The organism is Streptomyces triticagri, from assembly GCF_003429565.1.
Taxonomy (GTDB): Bacteria; Actinomycetota; Actinomycetes; order Streptomycetales; family Streptomycetaceae; genus Streptomyces; species Streptomyces triticagri.
The window spans coordinates 22077-35761 of record NZ_QUAK01000013.1 but is presented as its reverse complement, the minus strand read 5'-3'; the positions used below and the strand labels follow the sequence as shown (position 1 = coordinate 35761).

Here is a 13685-nt window from a genome sequence, read left to right as displayed (position 1 = left end):
GGGTGAACTTCTGTGCTACGAACGCCAATTGCCCCGCGCATAAGCCGATTGGGCCGCACCCCCGCGATTACCGACCATGGGCCACGGGCACACGTCCGGGTATGGGCTGGACGCACGACTACAGTGACGTAGTACGCAATCGCCGCCGCTCCAGGGCCGCCTCGCAGGCACGTCCGGGTGGTGGCCCCCAGGGCCGAGGGGAGAGCGATCCCGGGCATGCGGTGGGTATTCCCCGCATTCTGCGGCGCAGGGCGCGGTGGGTGTCGGCCCGGCTGCGGCACCCTCGCTGAGGCCGCCCGCTCCCTCGGGTCGTCCACCCTCAGGTCACGTCGCCCCCCTCAGATCACAGTGCGCAACCCTCGCTGTCCACCTGCTGCTTGGCGGCGCGACCGAGCTTGATGTCCTCGCGCACCTCGTCGGCCGTCAGCGCGTACCCGGTGTCCGGGTCGTCGAGGGACTTGGCGAACACCACTCCGTAGACCTTGCCGTCCGGAGTCAGCAGCGGGCCGCCCGAATTGCCCTGCCGCACGGTGGCGTAGAGGGAGTAGACGTCGCGGCGGACGGTGCCGCGGTGGTAGATGTCCGGGCCGTTCGCATTGATCCGGCCGCGGACCCGGGCGGAGCGGACGTCGTACGCGCCGTTCTCCGGGAAGCCCGCGACGATGGCGCTCTTGCCGCTGGACGCGTCCTGGTCGGTGAACTGCAGCGGCTTCGCCCTCAGATCCGGCACATCGAGTACGGCGATGTCGCGCTCCCAGTCGTAGAGCACCACCTTGGCGTCGTACTGCCTGCCCTCGCCGCCTATCTGCACGGTCGGCTCGTCCACGCCGCCCACGACATGCGCATTGGTCATCACGCGGCGCTCGGAGAAGACGAAACCGGTGCCCTCCAGGACCTTGTTGCAGCTCTCCGCGGTACCGACGACCTTCACGATGGACTTCTTCGCGCGGGCGGCGACCTGGCTGCCCGCGAGCTTCGGGTCGGGCGGCTGGACCTCGGTGATCGGCTCGTTGGCGAACGGGCTGAAGACCTGCGGGAAGCCGTTCTGCGCGAGGGCCGAGGAGAAGTCGGCGAACCAGGTGCCCGCCTGCTCCGGCAGCGCCTGCGAGACACCGGTCAGCACCTTGGAGTTACGGACCTCCTTGCCGAGCGTCGGCAGCGTGGTGCCGGCCAGGGCGGAGCCGATCAGCCAGGCGACCAGCAGCATCGCGAGCACATTGACCAGAGCGCCGCCGGTGGCGTCCAGGGCGCGGGCGGGCGACCAGGTGATGTACCTGCGGAGTTTGTTGCCCAGGTGGGTGGTGAATGCCTGGCCGATCGAGGCGCAGATGATGATCACGGCGACGGCGACGATGGCCGCGGCGGTGCTCACCTTCTGCTCGTCCGTCATCGCGTCCCAGATGATCGGCAGCAGATAGATGGCGACCAGACCGCCGCCCAGGAAGCCGATCACCGAGAGGATGCCCACGACGAAGCCCTGGCGGTATCCGACGATCGCGAACCATACGGCGGCGAGGAGGAGCAGGAAGTCCAGCACGTTCACCGAGTCAAACCTCGCCTCGCATCACGGATCCGCCCCTTACCGGCCAATCGACTCTTCCTGGCCATGGCCGCCCAGTCCGGTGGCCGGATCCAGACGGTCGTGGCCCCCGCGGCGCATGGCGCGAGTGCCCACCCTGTCATGCGTGCCAGTCGAGCGGGACCTGCTTCGAGCGGTCCCACGGCCTCTCCCAGCCCGCGAAGTGCAGGATCCGGTCGATCACCCCGGCCGTAAAACCCCAGACCAGGGCGGGTCCCACCAGGAACGCCGGCCCCTGGTGTCCCCGTGGATGCACCGACGTCACGCGGTGCTCGGGATCCGTGAGATGGGACACGGGAACCGTGAAGACCCGCGCGGTCTCGGCCGGATCGACCACCCCGATCGCGCTGGGCCGCCGCCACCAAGCCAGTACGGGCGTGACGACGAAACCGCTCACCGGGATGTACAGCTTCGGCAGCACGCCGAAGATCTGGACACCGGTCGGGTCGAGGCCGGTCTCCTCCTCGGCCTCCCGGAGCGCGGCGCGCAAGGGGCCGGTGGTGGCCGGATCGCCGTCCTCCGGATCGAGCGCCCCGCCGGGGAAGGAGGGCTGGCCCGCGTGCGAGCGGAGCGAGCTCGCCCGCTCCATGAGCAAGAGCTCGGGCCCCTGCTCGCCCTCGCCGAACAGGACGAGCACGGCGGACTGCCGCCCGGCGCCGCTCTCCGGCGGCAGGAAGCGGCTGAGCTCGCTCGGGGCGACGCTCTCGGCGGCCGCGGCCACCGGGGTCAGCCACTCGGGCAGCTGCTCCCGGCTGACGGTCACCTCGTCACCGCTGCGGGCTGCGGCCTCGCTGGCGCGGGTCACGGGCATCCCCCTCCGTTCTCCGTAGTTCTGCGTGCCGACGCTCTGCGTGCGGGCACTGTCGAGGACAACGCGTGCAGCCCTCCGGTTCGTTCCGCGAGCGGCGGGTGTCCGGTGTCCTACGCGGCGCCCAGTCGGGGTGCGGGCTTGCCCGGGTAGTCCGGCGGGGGCTTGAGGCGCTGGCCCGGCAGGCCGCCCATCTCGTACTTCAGGAGCTTCTTCGCCTTCTCCGGATCGGTCTCCCCCTCGCCGTACGACGGGCAGAGGTGGGCGATCGGGCAGGCGCCGCAGGCCGGCTTGCGGGCGTGGCAGATGCGGCGGCCGTGGAAGATGATCCGGTGCGACAGCATCGTCCAGTCGCTCTTCGGGAAGAGGTCGCAGACCAGGGCCTCGATCTTCTCCGGGTCGTCGGAGTCGGTCCATTTCCAGCGGCGGACCAGGCGGCCGAAGTGGGTGTCGACGGTGATGCCGGGGACTCCGAAGGCGTTGCCGAGGACCACGTTCGCCGTTTTGCGGCCGACGCCCGGGAGCTTGACCAGGTCGTCGAGGCGGCCCGGGACCTCGCCGCCGTGCCGGTCCCGCAGGGCCGTGGCGAGGCCCATGATCGAGCGGGTCTTCGCCCGGAAGAAGCCGGTCGGCCGGATCAGCTCCTCGACCTCCTCCGGATTCGCTGCGGCCAGGTCCTCCGGGGTGGGGTACGCGGCGAACAGGGCCGGCGTCGTCTGGTTCACCCTCAGGTCCGTCGTCTGTGCGGAGAGGACCGTGGCCACCAGGAGCTGGAAGGGGTTCTCGAAGTCGAGCTCCGGGTGGGCGTACGGATAGACCTCGGCGAGCTCGCGGTTGATCCGGCGGGCGCGGCGGACCAGGGCGGTCCGCGACTCGTCCGGGGAGATCCGGACGGGCTTGACGACCTTGACGGGCTTGGGGGGCTCGGCGGAGTCCGCCGACGCGGTCGCCTTCTTCGCCGCCTGTGGTGCCTTCTTCGCGGTCGGTGTCTTCCTCGGCGCCTTCTTCGCGGTCTCAGGTGCCTTCTTCGCCGTCGGTTCCGGCTTCGCGTTCGATGCCTTCGTCGTCCTCGCCGCCCTCGGTGTCTTCGTCACCCTCGGTGTCTTCGCCGCCTGCTGTGTCGCCTACGCCGGGGCGGATCGCCCCCTGGACGTGGAATTCGCGGGCTTTTCCGCGGGCGGCGCAGGCTGTTCGCCCACAGCGGAACTGCGCTGTGCGGACACGGTCCCAGCCCCCTCGGCCTGTGCTCTCACCGGCGTATTGGACACTCGGCCAGCGTAGAGCCAGCCACTGACATCCGCCCCGGAGCCTGCGCAACAGCCCCCGATTGGGCCCCCTGGCGTACGACACCCCTCTTCCGTACGGCAAACTTGTGACTGATCACACTGTTTTGACCGTCCGGCATCATGGGGACCCCGTTCCCTTGATGCAGGTCGACCTAGGAGAGAACTCGTGGACGACGTTCTGCGGCGCGCCCCGCTCTTCGCGGCGCTCGATGACGAGCAGGCCGCGGACCTGCGCGCCTCCATGAGTGAGGTGACGCTCGCGCGCGGCGACGCACTTTTCCATGAGGGCGACCCCGGTGACCGCCTCTACGTGGTCACCGAGGGCAAGGTGAAGCTGCACCGCACCTCACCCGACGGCCGGGAGAACATGCTCGCCGTCCTCGGCCCCGGTGAGCTGATCGGTGAGCTGTCGCTCTTCGACCCCGGTCCGCGTACCGCCACCGCCAGCGCCCTGACCGAGGTGAAGCTCCTCGGCCTCGGCCACGGAGACCTCCAGCCCTGGCTGAGCATCCGGCCCGAGGTGGCATCCGCCCTCCTGCGCGCCATCGCCCGACGGCTGCGCAAGACCAACGACCAGATGTCCGACCTGGTGTTCTCCGATGTGCCGGGCCGTGTCGCCCGCGCGCTGCTCGACCTGTCGCGCCGGTTCGGCGTGCAGTCGGAGGAGGGCATCCACGTCGTCCACGACCTCACGCAGGAAGAGCTGGCGCAGCTGGTCGGCGCCTCCCGCGAGACGGTGAACAAGGCGCTGGCCGACTTCGCCGGCCGCGGCTGGCTCCGCCTGGAGGCCCGTGCCGTGATCCTGCTCGACGTGGAGCGGCTGGCCAAGCGCTCCCGCTGACGAAGCTACGAAGCCGGGTCCGCCCGGTCAGGGGCCCACCTCCTGGCGGTTCGCCGCCGGGGGTGGGCCCTTCGCCGCGTACGGGACGAGAGCGGCGCTCCCGGACGCGAGCGGCGCCCCGGAGCGAGAGAGCACTGCGCACACTGGCGAGAGCGCCGTTGCGGAGTGAGCGCGAGTACTGCCCAGCGGCGAGAGCACCACTCTGAAGCGCGCGCGAGCCCGCTCGCCGGGCCGAGACCACCGACCGGGAGCGAGGCCACCGCTCTGCTCGAGGTAGCGGTGCCTACGGACGGGTGCACTGCTCTGAAGTGCGAGCACCGCTCACCGGGCGAGAGAGACCGCCGCCCAGGAGCGAGAGCCGTACGGCCGCGGCGTGCCGCTCGCACGTGAGGGCACCCTCCGGAGCACGAGCGCCCGCTCCGGAGCGAGTGCGCCGTTCCGGAGCAAGTGCGCCGCTCGCAGAAGAGACCCCCGACGGCGGCCGCGCCGCGGGCAAGTCAGATCAGGCCGTGCTCGCCGAGGTACTCCAGCTGCGCGCGCACCGACAGCTCCGCGGCCGGCCACAGTGAGCGGTCCACGTCGGCGTACACGTGGGCCACCACATCGGACGGTGTGCGGTGGCCGGCCTCGACCGCGGTCTCGACCTGGGCGAGCCGGCCGGCCCGGTGCGCGAGGTAGAACTCCACGGCGCCCTGTGCGTCGTCGAGCACCGGCCCGTGTCCGGGCAGCACCGTGTGCACCCCGTCGTCGACCGTCAGGGAACGGATCCGGCGCAGTGTGTCCAGGTAGTCGCCGAGCCTTCCGTCCGGGTGCGCCACCACCGTCGTACCGCGCCCCAGAATCGTGTCGCCCGTCAACAGCGCCTGGTCGGCCGGGAGATGGAAGCACAGCGAGTCCGCGGTGTGGCCGGGTGCGGGGACGACGCGCAGTTCGAGACCGCCGAGCTCCACCACGTCGCCCGCCTCGAGCCCTTCGTCGCCGAGGCGGAGCGCGGGGTCGAGGGCCCTGACAGGGGTCCGGGTCAGCTCGGCGAAACGGGCCGCGCCCTCGGCGTGGTCCGGGTGCCCGTGCGTGAGGAGGGTGAGGGCGACCCGCTTTCCGGCGCGCTCCGCGGTGTCGACGACCCGCCGCAGATGGGCGTCGTCGAGCGGGCCGGGGTCGATCACCACGGCCAGGTCGGAGTCGGGCTCGGCCACGATCCAGGTGTTGGTGCCGTCCAGGGTCATCGCGGAGGGGTTCGGCGCGAGGACGTTGACCGCCCGTGCCGTCGCCGGTCCCGACAGGACCGCTCCCCTCGGCTGGCCGGGCAGCGCGGCCGCGTCGGTCATACGGAACCCTTGATGTCGATGTGCTTGGTGAACTCGTCGTGGCCCGGCCAGCTGAGCACGAGTTCGCCCTCGGTGAGGCGGGCCCGGGCGAGTACCGGCGTCAGGTCGCGGTCCGCGGCCGCCGCGAGCGCGGCGGCGACGTCCTCGTACGGCAGCAGCTGGCGCAGGGTGGCGATGGTCGGGGGCATCATCAGGAGGTCGCCGCGGTCGTAGCTCTCGGCCGCCGCGGACGGGAGCGTCCAGACCGTGCGGTCGGCCTCGGTGGAGGCGTTCCGGGTGCGCTGACCGCCGGGCAGGGATGCGGCGAAGAACCAGGTGTCGAACCGTTTCGGCTCGAACTCCGGGGTGATCCAGCGCGCCCACGCACCCAGCAGATCAGACCGCAGGCACAGCCCCCGCCGGTCCAGGAACTCGGCGAACGACAGCTCCCGTTCCACCAGCGCGAGCCGGTCCCGCTCCCAGTCCGCGCCGGTGGTGTCGCCGACGACGGTGTCCGGGGTCGGCCCGGCGAGCAGCACGCCCGCCTCCTCGTACGTCTCCCGTACGGCGGCGCAGACGACGGCCTGCGCCTCGGCCGGTGCGACACCGAGGCGCGCGGCCCAGTCGTCGAGTCCCGGTCCGGCCCAGCCGACCAGGCGGTCGTCGTCCCGGGGATCGACCGACCCGCCCGGGTAGGCGTAGGCGCCGCCGGCGAAGGCCATCGAGGCCCGGCGGCGCAGCATGTGCACGGCGGGGCCTTCGGGGGTGTCCTTGAGGAGCATGACGGTCGCGGCCCGGCGCGGGGTCACGGCGGTGATCTCCCCGGCGGCGAGCGCGCGGATGCGCTCGGGCCACTCCGGCGGGTACCACTGACCATTGGACATGGCCGGAGGCTATCCGCTCGCGCCCCGATGTTCGAGAGGCCACCGGCCGTACGTACGAATCACTCGGCGACCCGGCCGTGTGCGTACGGCTGTCTGCGTCCGGCCGTGTGCGTCCGGGCGTACGCGAGTGCGGGCGGGAAACAGAAACGGGACCCTGCAGAGCACTCTGCGGGGTCCCGTCGCACACTTCCCGCTCAGGCCTCGTCCAGCTCCACCTGGATCTCGACCTCGACCGGTGCGTCGAGCGGCAGCACCGCGACGCCGACCGCGCTGCGCGCATGCACGCCGCGGTCGCCGAAGACCGCGCCGAGCAGCTCGCTCGCGCCGTTCAGTACGCCCGGCTGGCCCGTGAAGTCCGTGGCGGAGGCGACGAATCCGGTGACCTTGACGATGCGCGCCACCCGGTCGAGGTCACCGGCGACGGACTTGACCGCGGCGAGGGCGTTCAGCGCGCAGACCGCCGCGAGCTCCTTCGCCTCCTCGGCCGTGACCTCGCCGCCCACCTTGCCGGTGGCCTTCAGGGTGCCGTCCACGATCGGCAGCTGCCCCGAGGTGTACACGTACGGGCCGGTGGTGACGGCCGGTTGATACGCGGCGAGCGGCGGCACGACCTCGGGAAGCGTGCGGCCGAGCTCGGCGAGCTTCGACTCCACCGCCCCGCTCATGACTGCTTCTCGCGCTTCAGATAGGCCACCAGCTGCTCGGGGTTGTTCGGCCCCGGTACGACCTGGACGAGCTCCCAGCCGTCCTCGCCCCAGGTGTCCAGAATCTGCTTCGTCGCGTGCACGAGCAGCGGCACGGTCGCGTATTCCCACTTCGTCATACGGCGACTGTAATGCCCTGACGCCGCCCGCCGGACAACGCCCCGGCCGCGCTCACCGCCTCGGCGGGCGTACCCGCGAAGTGTCCGCGGCGGCCCCTGCCCGCGTAACGGACCTCACCTCCCGAACACCCCGGTGATCCGCCCCGGAGCCACCGGAGCGCGCGGCGAGGAATTAGGCTCGAAGGCGTGAGCAGGTTCCAGGTCGTCAGCGGTAAGGGCGGGACCGGCAAGACCACGGTCGCCGCGGCCCTCGCACTCGCCCTCGCGACCGAGGGCAAGCGCACCCTCCTGGTCGAGGTGGAGGGCAGGCAGGGCATCGCGCAGCTCTTCGAGACCGAGGCGCTGCCCTACGAGGAGCGGAAGATCGCGGTCGCTCCGGGCGGCGGCGAGGTGTTCGCGCTCGCCATCGACGCGGAGCTGGCGCTGCTCGACTACCTGCAGATGTTCTACCGGCTCGGCAGTGCGGGCCGCGCACTCAAGAAGCTCGGCGCCGTCGACTTCGCGACCACCATCGCCCCCGGCGTACGCGACGTCCTGCTGACCGGCAAGGCCTGCGAGGCGGTGCGCCGCAAGGACAAGCGGGGCCGTTTCGCGTACGACCACGTGGTGATGGACGCCCCGCCGACGGGCCGCATCACCCGCTTCCTCAATGTGAACGACGAGGTGGCGGGCCTCGCGAAGATCGGCCCGATACACAATCAGGCACAGGCCGTGATGCGGGTCCTCAAGTCGCCGCAGACGGCCGTGCACCTGGTGACCCTGCTCGAGGAGATGCCGGTCCAGGAGACCGTCGACGGCATCGCCGAACTGCGCGCCGCCGCACTGCCGGTGGGCCGCGTCCTGGTCAACATGGTCCGCGCGGAGGTGCTCCCCTCCCCCGTACCGCAGGACGTCCGGCGCACCGATGTCGCCAAGGCGCTCTCCCGGGCGGGACTCGGCGGCGCACGCCGTGGCGGTCTCGCCGAGCAGTTGGTCGACCCGCTGCTCGAGCAGGCGTCCCAGTACGAGGAGCGGGTCGCCCTGGAGCGCCGCCAGCGGGCCGAGCTGACCGAACTGGGCCTGCCCGTGACCGAGTTGGAGCTGCTCCCGGAGGGGATCGACCTGGCGGGCCTGTACCGGCTCGCGGCGGAGCTGCGGACGCAGGGAGTGTCATGACGCTCGATCCGGCCCCGGCGCTCGACGTGGACGCGCTGCTCGACGACCCGGAGACCCGCATCGTGGTCTGCTGCGGCGCGGGCGGCGTGGGCAAGACGACGACCGCGGCGGCGCTCGGCCTGCGGGCCGCCGAACGCGGGCGCCGGGTGGTCGTCCTCACCATCGACCCGGCCCGCCGGCTCGCCCAGTCCATGGGCATCGACTCGCTCGACAACACGCCGCGACGGGTCAAGGGCATCGAACCGGTCGCCGGCGCCGAGCCGCAGAACGGCGAGGAACGAGAGGAACGAGGGGCGGCGGAGCCCGCGCCCGGCGAACTGCACGCCATGATGCTCGACATGAAGCGGACCTTCGACGAGATCGTCGAGGCGCACGCCGACCCCGAGCGGGCCCGGGCCATCCTGGAGAACCCCTTCTACCAGTCCCTGTCGGCCGGCTTCGCGGGCACGCAGGAGTACATGGCGATGGAGAAGCTGGGGCAGCTGCGGGCCGAGGGCGACTGGGACCTGATCGTCGTGGACACCCCGCCCTCGCGCTCCGCGCTCGACTTCCTGGATGCGCCGGGGCGGCTCGGCTCCTTCCTCGACGGGAAGTTCATCCGGGTCCTGATGGCGCCGGCGAAGGTCGGCGGACGGGCCGGGATGAAGTTCCTGAACGTCGGGATGTCGATGATGACCGGCACGCTGGGGAAGCTGCTCGGCGGCCAGTTCCTTCGGGACGTGCAGACCTTCGTGGCCGCGATGGACACCATGTTCGGCGGATTCCGTACGCGCGCGGACGCCACGTACCGCCTGCTGCAGGCGCCCGGTACGGCGTTTCTGGTGGTGGCCGCGCCGGAGCGGGACGCGCTGCGCGAGGCGGCGTACTTCGTGGAACGGCTCGCCGCGGACCGGATGCCGCTGGCCGGTCTCGTACTGAACCGGGTGCACGACAGCGGGGCCGCCCGGCTGTCCGCGGAACGCGCGCTCGCGGCGGCGGAAAATCTTGACGAGGCCCGCATTGTGGATCAGGAGGGCGGGAAGAAAGCACTCCGTACCACTCCCGAATCTCCCGACCGCGCGGCAGCGCCCGCGGAGCGGGGCTCCGAGAACGACCCCCGGGAATCCGACAGCGACCCCGGGGGATCCGAAGACGACTCCACCGCGGCGGCCGACTCCTCCACGGACGCCGCGGGCCGACTCGCCGCAGGGCTCCTGCGGTTGCACGCCGAGCGGATGCAGCTGATCGCCCGCGAGCAGCGCACCCGCGACCGCTTCACCGCACTGCACCCCGAGGTCGCCGTGGCCGAAGTGGCCGCGCTGCCCGGTGACGTACACGATCTGGCCGGGCTGCGGGACATCGGCACCCGGCTCGCGGCAGACGGCGCCCGTGCCGCCGATGACGACGACGGCACGCGGAGCTGAATCCGCGCCGACCTCGCCCGACGGTACGCACTGACACCGTCGGGCCGCCCGCGGCAGCTCAGGGGGCCCACCCCAAGCTCAGGGGCCTACCCCACCGCCGCGTAATTCACATAGCGCTCCGGTGCGTCGACGACATCGTCGACCACCTCGTCCACGTCGACGTCCCCGGGGATCATGCCCGTGGAGCGCTCGTACTCCGAGCGCGCTGTCTCGAGCAGATGGCGCCAGGAGGTGACCGTGGGGCGCCTGCGCAGCAATGCGCGCCGCTCCCGCTCGGTCATACCACCCCACACGCCGAACTCGACGCGATTGTCCAGCGCATCGGCCAGGCACTCGGTACGCACCGGGCATCCGGTGCACACCGCCTTGGCCCTGTTCTGCGCTGCACCTTGTACGAACAGTTCATCCGGATCGGTAGTGCGGCAGGCCGCCTGCGCACTCCAGTCGGTAACCCAGCCCATGCCGGCGCCGTCCTCTCCCGAATCGAGGCTCCCCCACGGCGGCAGCGGCATATTCACCGCCGCCAGTTGAGGACGTTACGGAAGGCGGCGACAGCGCAACACCCCCTTGGGGCCCAATCTCGAATGGCCCGAACGGACTATGGGTAAGCGGCAGATCACCCGACGGAGTGACCTGCAGACATGCGTGATCAAACCGGCAGACCGGGACAGTTCAGTTGAGTCACAACGGACAGTGGGCAACACATGTGGCGGATTCGGGCACGCCACAGTGTCGTCCGGGTGTCGTCCGATGAACAGTAGAACTCCGTGGAGCCTTCCCAACAGGTCGGGCACGACGAAGACTTGATGTGGAACCGCACAGCTGTGACAGTTGAGAGCAGCTTAGGCCAAGGCATGTCAGCCTGTCCGGCAAATGGCGACGCCCGCGGGGCGCGGTCGGGCTGCGCCCGCTCGCGCCCGTACCACCTCAGTCGTCGAGCGGATCGAAGAAAACGCCGCTGAGCACCGCGTTGTCGCCGCGGACATGCGCCACCCGCAACCGTACGGCCCGGTCGCAGACGTAACTGAGATAGGTACCGCGGTGGAAGTCCTCCACCAGCTGGACCGGTGCGAGCGCCTTGCGGGTCCTGAGGTCGAAGAGTTCGACGGCGAGACGCCGTTGCTCCGAGTCCCAGTCGACGAAGTACAGGCTCAGGCGCACCGGCTCCGGCGGTGACGCGTCGATGTCCACCGCCATCGTCATTCCGCCGGGAGCAGGGGTCTGCGTGTAGATCGTGCCCACACTGCGCGGCACCTCGTTGGCCGGGCTCGGGGCCGGTGCGCGGCGGTCCTCGGTGCGCTCGGCCCAGCGGGTCCGCAGCGGGACGGACCAGTCCGCCAGGTCGGACTTCTCGAGCGGCGTGATCGAGGTGACGTAGTCGGGCAGGCGCGCACGGTCTCCGTCGGAGGCGGCGCGGCCGCCGGCGCTGCCGGGCTCGTCGTAGCTGAACAGCAGATACCCGTCGCGTCCGTAACGCCCGCCCCAGTCGCCGCTGGTGGCGGTGTCCGTGCCGAGGCAGCGCAAGGGGTACGTGAGCGGATCCCGGGGCGCGGGCGCCCGCGTCCCCTCGTACGACACGTGCAGGTCCCAGGTGCCCGGTGCGATGCCGGGCACCTCGATGGCGCCGGAGCCGCCGACCGCGTCACCGGACTTCCACACGGTGCGGCGGCCGAGCCGGATACGCCGCACCCGCCGTCCGTCGCCCGCGGGTCCGTCGGCCTCCGGGACGGAGAAGCGCGCCGTCGTCCCCGGCGGCACGGTCAGGCTGCCGCGTCCGGTGCGCGCGTCGAAGCGGCCGCTGATCTCCCCGAAGGGGGTGGGGAGCGTCCCGCGGACGGTTCGCAGGGTCCGGCCGGGCCGCGGCGCGAAGTCGAAGGTGCCGAATCCCGGTGTGGTCGGCCTGATCCCGAGCACCTCGTGGGACAGCCAGGCCGTCACGCCGCTGCTCCAGGGGTGCGCGAGACTCGTCCAGCCGGACTGGCTGTTGGGTACGGGGTCGTCGGCGCCCAGGATCCGCACCCAGTCGGGCCGGAAGACCTCGAAGAACGTGCTGGCCCCGAGGTCGAGTTGACCGCCCCAGGTGTCGTCCACGGTCCGCAGCGCCTCGTCGATCCTGCCCAGGCGGGCAAGGGCCCGGAGGACGAAGTACTGGTTGAACGGGGAGAAGTCGATCCGGTCGAGCCGGTCGGCGAAGGCCTGGCGATGGACCAGGTCCGCCTCGTCGTCGTGCACGATGCCGGCGTTGACCGCTTCGGCGAGGGCGTGGATGCCCCAGGAGGCGTACCACGGGCCGTCGCCCTGGCGTCGCAGCCAGGCCGTCCGTGCGTCGGCCAGTTCGCCGTACTTCTTCGCGGCCCCGGCGTCCCCGCTGTGCTCCAGGGCCTCGGCAAGCCCTCGGCAGGCCTGGACGAAGGTGCCGCGGAACACGTTCTGCGTCTCGGGCCGGCCGGGTGCCTCGAAGCCGGCGCCGAGACGTTCGTCCCAGCCGTAGAAGGTGCTGTGCGGGTCCTCGAAGAGCGTGTCGGCGTGGTCGATCTTGTCGCGGGCCGCCTGCGCCAGGTCCCGGAAGGTGTCGTCGTCGCCGGTGTAGCCGGTGTACCGGTAGTGGTCGAGGAGGCCGAGGACCCAGTAGAGCGCGTAGATCTCGATGCCGTTGTCCAGCTTCGCGGTGGCGAGGAGGTTCTGCCGTACGGCGTCGAAGTTGCCGAAGGCGGCGAGCGATGCGGCCTGGGTGGGATAGCAGTCGCCCGCCCAGCTGTGCCGGTCGCCCCGGTCCATCAGGATCGCGCCGAAGTGGTCCCGCTGGAATCCGACGCGGGCGGTGTAGGCGCCGTGGTACCAGATCCGCTCGAGGCGTTCGTCGTCGCAGGAGAAGGACCCGGCATAGTTGGTGGGCTTGGCCTGGCAGATCAGCCGGATCCCGGTGATGGTCCAGGGTTCGTCGTACGTACGGACGTGGATCCAGCCGAACCGTACGCCCTCGTAGTACTCGGAGTTGAGCTCGAGGCGCCAGGTGCTGCCGTGCCGGACCGGCTCGGCGGTCTTCACGGGATGCTCGGGGCCGGGATTGACCCGGGCCGGTTCGTTGTACTCGCTGATGCTCATCTCGACCCGGCCGGTCAGGTCCGGGCTGTCGAACTCCAGCCACCCGGGGCTCACCCGGCCGAAGTCGAGGCGTATCGAGCCGGTGTCGCGCACCTCGACGCGGCAGTCCGCGGTGGTCGCCGATGACAGGTGCGCGAAGGAGTCGGAGTCCGGGCTGTGCGCGGAGCGCGGTCGGGAGCGATGGATCTGCAGCTCGTCGGTGGCCCGCGGCTGCGACCAGCGGTAGCGCACCAGCGGATCCGGGGACGCGGGGACGGACCCCGGCAGGAATCGGCCGCCGTGCAGTGGCTCGTACGGCTGGGGCGCAGGACCCGTACCGCCGCGGCCGGACGGCACCGGGAGCGTGGGCCGGCCCGGCGACCGTCCCCACGCCTCGGCCGGTGCGAGGGCGCCGACGGCGCCGGCGGCGACCAGGGTGCCGATCAGGTCGCGGCGGCTGAGCTGCCGACCGGTGGGGTGCGTCGCCATGAGGACCTCTTCCTGGACCGGTTACT

Annotated in this window: 13 protein-coding genes; 4 read left to right on the top strand and 9 right to left on the bottom strand. The window is 71.4% G+C overall.

The window, feature by feature from the left end; all coding sequences use genetic code 11:
• The first annotated feature begins 101 nt into the window (after nucleotides 1–101).
• Nucleotides 102–290: a hypothetical protein gene (locus DY218_RS34755; RefSeq protein ID WP_128554121.1), complete on the top strand. Its 189-nt coding sequence runs from the start codon at nucleotides 102–104 to the stop codon at nucleotides 288–290.
• A 53-nt stretch (nucleotides 291–343) separates the two neighbouring features.
• On the opposite strand, the gene DY218_RS02000 is transcribed toward DY218_RS34755, so the two are convergent.
• The 3 genes from DY218_RS02000 to nth all read right to left on the bottom strand — a co-directional run bounded on the left by DY218_RS02000 (nucleotide 344) and on the right by nth (nucleotide 3481).
• Complete coding sequence (locus DY218_RS02000) at nucleotides 344–1543, bottom strand: MarP family serine protease (RefSeq protein WP_128554120.1); 1200 nt, start codon at nucleotides 1541–1543, stop codon at nucleotides 344–346.
• Between the two features lie 136 nt (nucleotides 1544–1679).
• On the bottom strand, nucleotides 1680–2390 hold the full coding sequence (locus DY218_RS01995) for an NUDIX hydrolase (protein ID WP_199566589.1): 711 nt from the start codon (nucleotides 2388–2390) through the stop codon (nucleotides 1680–1682).
• Nucleotides 2391–2500: 110 nt separating this feature from the next.
• The gene (gene nth, locus DY218_RS01990) at nucleotides 2501–3481 is read right to left on the bottom strand and encodes an endonuclease III (protein ID WP_233521300.1); all 981 of its coding nucleotides are present in this window, start codon (nucleotides 3479–3481) and stop codon (nucleotides 2501–2503) included.
• A gap of 358 nt (nucleotides 3482–3839) precedes the next feature.
• On the opposite strand from nth, the gene DY218_RS01985 reads away from it, so the two are divergent.
• Nucleotides 3840–4514 carry a Crp/Fnr family transcriptional regulator gene (locus DY218_RS01985; protein WP_128554119.1) on the top strand — a complete coding sequence of 225 codons (675 nt, stop codon included), beginning with the start codon at nucleotides 3840–3842 and terminating at the stop codon, nucleotides 4512–4514.
• A gap of 497 nt (nucleotides 4515–5011) precedes the next feature.
• Here the strand turns inward: DY218_RS01985 and DY218_RS01980 are convergent, their stop codons facing one another.
• From DY218_RS01980 to DY218_RS01965, 4 genes are all read right to left on the bottom strand, one after another.
• Entirely contained in the window at nucleotides 5012–5842 is an 831-nt protein-coding gene (locus DY218_RS01980) for an MBL fold metallo-hydrolase (protein ID WP_128554118.1), read from the bottom strand.
• Entirely contained in the window at nucleotides 5839–6705 is an 867-nt protein-coding gene (locus DY218_RS01975) for an NUDIX hydrolase (protein ID WP_128554117.1), read from the bottom strand. Before DY218_RS01975 ends, DY218_RS01980 begins: the two co-directional genes overlap by 4 nt.
• Before the next feature lie 194 nt (nucleotides 6706–6899).
• The gene (locus tag DY218_RS01970) at nucleotides 6900–7370 is read right to left on the bottom strand and encodes a RidA family protein (protein ID WP_128554116.1); all 471 of its coding nucleotides are present in this window, start codon (nucleotides 7368–7370) and stop codon (nucleotides 6900–6902) included.
• On the bottom strand, nucleotides 7367–7528 hold the full coding sequence (locus tag DY218_RS01965) for a DUF4177 domain-containing protein (RefSeq protein WP_121891618.1): 162 nt from the start codon (nucleotides 7526–7528) through the stop codon (nucleotides 7367–7369). Before DY218_RS01965 ends, DY218_RS01970 begins: the two co-directional genes overlap by 4 nt.
• 186 nt (nucleotides 7529–7714) lie before the next feature.
• Here DY218_RS01965 and DY218_RS01960 point away from each other — a divergent pair, with 186 nt between their 5' ends.
• Both DY218_RS01960 and DY218_RS01955 read left to right on the top strand, forming a co-directional pair.
• Nucleotides 7715–8683, top strand: coding sequence for an ArsA family ATPase (locus tag DY218_RS01960; RefSeq protein ID WP_128554115.1), 969 nt, complete (start codon nucleotides 7715–7717; stop codon nucleotides 8681–8683).
• Nucleotides 8680–10086, top strand: coding sequence for an ArsA family ATPase (locus tag DY218_RS01955; RefSeq protein WP_128554114.1), 1407 nt, complete (start codon nucleotides 8680–8682; stop codon nucleotides 10084–10086). Before DY218_RS01960 ends, DY218_RS01955 begins: the two co-directional genes overlap by 4 nt.
• A gap of 86 nt (nucleotides 10087–10172) precedes the next feature.
• Here the strand turns inward: DY218_RS01955 and DY218_RS01950 are convergent, their stop codons facing one another.
• A complete protein-coding gene (locus DY218_RS01950) occupies nucleotides 10173–10547 on the bottom strand; it encodes a WhiB family transcriptional regulator (RefSeq protein ID WP_199566593.1) in 375 nt (124 codons plus the stop codon).
• A 466-nt stretch (nucleotides 10548–11013) separates the two neighbouring features.
• Entirely contained in the window at nucleotides 11014–13659 is a 2646-nt protein-coding gene (locus DY218_RS01940; protein WP_128554113.1) for an alpha-L-rhamnosidase C-terminal domain-containing protein, read from the bottom strand.
• Nucleotides 13660–13685 lie beyond the last annotated feature (26 nt).

Coding starts and splice junctions, on each gene's coding strand:
- DY218_RS01970 (WP_128554116.1), bottom strand. CDS start 7,370: ATGAGCGGGGCGGTGGAGTCGAAGCTCGCCGAGCTCGGCCGCACGCTT.
- DY218_RS01975 (WP_128554117.1), bottom strand. CDS start 6,705: ATGTCCAATGGTCAGTGGTACCCGCCGGAGTGGCCCGAGCGCATCCGC.
- DY218_RS01995 (WP_199566589.1), bottom strand. CDS start 2,390: ATGCCCGTGACCCGCGCCAGCGAGGCCGCAGCCCGCAGCGGTGACGAG.
- DY218_RS01940 (WP_128554113.1), bottom strand. CDS start 13,659: ATGGCGACGCACCCCACCGGTCGGCAGCTCAGCCGCCGCGACCTGATC.
- DY218_RS01955 (WP_128554114.1), top strand. CDS start 8,680: ATGACGCTCGATCCGGCCCCGGCGCTCGACGTGGACGCGCTGCTCGAC.
- DY218_RS01980 (WP_128554118.1), bottom strand. CDS start 5,842: ATGACCGACGCGGCCGCGCTGCCCGGCCAGCCGAGGGGAGCGGTCCTG.
- DY218_RS01950 (WP_199566593.1), bottom strand. CDS start 10,547: ATGGGCTGGGTTACCGACTGGAGTGCGCAGGCGGCCTGCCGCACTACC.
- DY218_RS01965 (WP_121891618.1), bottom strand. CDS start 7,528: ATGACGAAGTGGGAATACGCGACCGTGCCGCTGCTCGTGCACGCGACG.
- DY218_RS34755 (WP_128554121.1), top strand. CDS start 102: ATGGGCTGGACGCACGACTACAGTGACGTAGTACGCAATCGCCGCCGC.